General features: G+C 38.9%; 1 protein-coding gene and 4 pseudogenes. All 5 read left to right on the top strand.

The features are described from left to right. Positions 1-336: His/Gly/Thr/Pro-type tRNA ligase C-terminal domain-containing protein (locus tag SAGCYANO_RS26340; RefSeq protein WP_237396707.1), on the top strand; the 336-nt coding region annotated here is incomplete at its 5' end. Positions 337-427: 91 nt separating this feature from the next. Then, positions 428-883 (top strand): annotated as a pseudogene (locus SAGCYANO_RS26345) (His/Gly/Thr/Pro-type tRNA ligase C-terminal domain-containing protein); the annotation flags it as partial. A gap of 91 nt (positions 884-974) precedes the next feature. Continuing rightward, positions 975-1,430: pseudogene (locus SAGCYANO_RS26350) on the top strand (His/Gly/Thr/Pro-type tRNA ligase C-terminal domain-containing protein); the annotation flags it as partial. Between the two features lie 91 nt (positions 1,431-1,521). Further along, positions 1,522-1,977: pseudogene (locus SAGCYANO_RS26355) on the top strand (His/Gly/Thr/Pro-type tRNA ligase C-terminal domain-containing protein); the annotation flags it as partial. A 90-nt stretch (positions 1,978-2,067) separates the two neighbouring features. Further along, positions 2,068-2,523 (top strand): annotated as a pseudogene (locus tag SAGCYANO_RS26360) (His/Gly/Thr/Pro-type tRNA ligase C-terminal domain-containing protein); the annotation flags it as partial. Positions 2,524-2,735: the final 212 nt, after the last annotated feature.

The raw sequence follows: 2,735 nt of genomic DNA on the forward strand, positions 1-2,735 counted from the left end.
GATGGGATTATTTGGCCTGTGGCGATCGCTCCTTATCATGTGGTTATTTGTATTCCTAATATTAAGGATGCTCAACAAATAGAAGTAGCAGAAAATCTCTATCAAGAATTAAATGAAGCTGGAATAGAGACTATTTTGGATGACCGAGATGAGCGAGCGGGTGTTAAATTCAAAGATGCAGATTTAATTGGAATTCCCTATCGAATAGTTACCGGGCGATCGCTCAAGTCTGGCAAAGTTGAATTTGTAGAAAGAGCTAATCATCAATCTCAGGAAATACCTGTGGCGGAGGTGTTATCTACTATTAAAGATTTGATTGATAAAGCATTAAAATGATTTTTTCTCTCTGGAAAAATTCAACTTTGATTTTTATCTCAACGTTGGTTTAAGACCCGCGCTCTGCATTCCGGAGGAAAACCAATCAATAAGAGCGATGGGGGCAACTTATACAAATGAACAGGGTGAAGAAGTGCCTTTAGTAATGGGATGTTATGGTGTGGGTGTGTCTCGTTTAGCTCAGTCAGCAGTGGAACAGTCTTATGATAAAGATGGGATTATTTGGCCTGTGGCGATCGCTCCTTATCATGTGGTTATTTGTATTCCTAATATTAAGGATGCTCAACAAATAGAAGTAGCAGAAAATCTCTATCAAGAATTAAATGAAGCTGGAATAGAGACTATTTTGGATGACCGAGATGAGCGAGCGGGTGTTAAATTCAAAGATGCAGATTTAATTGGAATTCCCTATCGAATAGTTACCGGGCGATCGCTCAAGTCTGGCAAAGTTGAATTTGTAGAAAGAGCTAATCATCAATCTCAGGAAATACCTGTGGCGGAGGTGTTATCTACTATTAAAGATTTGATTGATAAAGCATTAAAATGATTTTTTCTCTCTGGAAAAATTCAACTTTGATTTTTATCTCAACGTTGGTTTAAGACCCGCGCTCTGCATTCCGGAGGAAAACCAATCAATAAGAGCGATGGGGGCAACTTATACAAATGAACAGGGTGAAGAAGTGCCTTTAGTAATGGGATGTTATGGTGTGGGTGTGTCTCGTTTAGCTCAGTCAGCAGTGGAACAGTCTTATGATAAAGATGGGATTATTTGGCCTGTGGCGATCGCTCCTTATCATGTGGTTATTTGTATTCCTAATATTAAGGATGCTCAACAAATAGAAGTAGCAGAAAATCTCTATCAAGAATTAAATGAAGCTGGAATAGAGACTATTTTGGATGACCGAGATGAGCGAGCGGGTGTTAAATTCAAAGATGCAGATTTAATTGGAATTCCCTATCGAATAGTTACCGGGCGATCGCTCAAGTCTGGCAAAGTTGAATTTGTAGAAAGAGCTAATCATCAATCTCAGGAAATACCTGTGGCGGAGGTGTTATCTACTATTAAAGATTTGATTGATAAAGCATTAAAATGATTTTTTCTCTCTGGAAAAATTCAACTTTGATTTTTATCTCAACGTTGGTTTAAGACCCGCGCTCTGCATTCCGGAGGAAAACCAATCAATAAGAGCGATGGGGGCAACTTATACAAATGAACAGGGTGAAGAAGTGCCTTTAGTAATGGGATGTTATGGTGTGGGTGTGTCTCGTTTAGCTCAGTCAGCAGTGGAACAGTCTTATGATAAAGATGGGATTATTTGGCCTGTGGCGATCGCTCCTTATCATGTGGTTATTTGTATTCCTAATATTAAGGATGCTCAACAAATAGAAGTAGCAGAAAATCTCTATCAAGAATTAAATGAAGCTGGAATAGAGACTATTTTGGATGACCGAGATGAGCGAGCGGGTGTTAAATTCAAAGATGCAGATTTAATTGGAATTCCCTATCGAATAGTTACCGGGCGATCGCTCAAGTCTGGCAAAGTTGAATTTGTAGAAAGAGCTAATCATCAATCTCAGGAAATACCTGTGGCGGAGGTGTTATCTACTATTAAAGATTTGATTGATAAAGCATTAAAATGATTTTTCTCTCTGGAAAAATTCAACTTTGATTTTTATCTCAACGTTGGTTTAAGACCCGCGCTCTGCATTCCGGAGGAAAACCAATCAATAAGAGCGATGGGGGCAACTTATACAAATGAACAGGGTGAAGAAGTGCCTTTAGTAATGGGATGTTATGGTGTGGGTGTGTCTCGTTTAGCTCAGTCAGCAGTGGAACAGTCTTATGATAAAGATGGGATTATTTGGCCTGTGGCGATCGCTCCTTATCATGTGGTTATTTGTATTCCTAATATTAAGGATGCTCAACAAATAGAAGTAGCAGAAAATCTCTATCAAGAATTAAATGAAGCTGGAATAGAGACTATTTTGGATGACCGAGATGAGCGAGCGGGTGTTAAATTCAAAGATGCAGATTTAATTGGAATTCCCTATCGAATAGTTACCGGGCGATCGCTCAAGTCTGGCAAAGTTGAATTTGTAGAAAGAGCTAATCATCAATCTCAGGAAATACCTGTGGCGGAGGTGTTATCTACTATTAAAGATTTGATTGATAAAGCATTAAAATGATTTTTTCTCTCTGGAAAAATTCAACTTTGATTTTTATCTCAACGTTGGTTTAAGACCCGCGCTCTGCATTCCGGAGGAAAAACCAATCAATAAGAGCGATGGGGGCAACTTATACAAATGAACAGGGTGAAGAAGTGCCTTTAGTAATGGGATGTTATGGTGTGGGTGTGTCTCGTTTAGCTCAGTCAGCAGTGGAACAGTCTTATGATAAA

The sequence above is a fragment of the Okeania sp. KiyG1 genome (assembly GCF_014132355.1).
In the GTDB taxonomy this organism is placed as follows: domain Bacteria; phylum Cyanobacteriota; class Cyanobacteriia; order Cyanobacteriales; family Microcoleaceae; genus Okeania.